Origin of the sequence: Leucobacter sp. M11 (assembly GCF_035726885.1) — a bacterium.
In the GTDB taxonomy this organism is placed as follows: domain Bacteria; phylum Actinomycetota; class Actinomycetes; order Actinomycetales; family Microbacteriaceae; genus JAPFRB01.
The window spans coordinates 459,336-459,739 of the sequence record NZ_JAPFRB010000001.1 but is presented as its reverse complement, the minus strand read 5'-3'; the positions used below and the strand labels follow the sequence as shown (position 1 = coordinate 459,739).

Sequence of the window (404 nt, the reverse complement as noted above, 5' to 3'; positions counted from 1 at the left end):
TGAGCTGCTGGCCGAAGATCAGCGGGCCGAGAAGCAGCGGCAGCACGAGGAACCCGCCGGCGCTCTCCGGGTCGCTCGTGAGCACGATGAACAGCCAGACCAGGGCGAGCGCGCACACCCCCAGCGCCGACAGCACGGTCAGGCTGGCCGCCGCTCGCGGCGTGCGGAGCGCGTCGGCGCGGGCCTCGGCGTCGGCGACCCGGCCGAGCGCCCGGGCCGCCTGCTCGGCGCTGCGTGCGGCTCCGTCGTGCTGGCTGTGCTCGCGCATGGGGTCTCCGCTCTCTGGGCCCCGGTGCGGTGCGCCGGGTTAAGTTTCCACGTGGAAACCTACCGCACGATCCTGGGGGTGTCACCCGGCTCGTGCCAGCGAAAGCGGCGGATAGCGAGCGCGGCGAGCCCGGCGG

At 74.5% G+C, this 404-nt stretch carries 1 protein-coding gene; it reads right to left on the bottom strand.

All coding sequences use genetic code 11. The features are described from left to right. Positions 1 to 268: hypothetical protein (locus OOT08_RS02335; RefSeq protein ID WP_325090941.1), on the bottom strand; the 268-nt coding region annotated here is incomplete at its 3' end. Positions 269 to 404 lie beyond the last annotated feature (136 nt).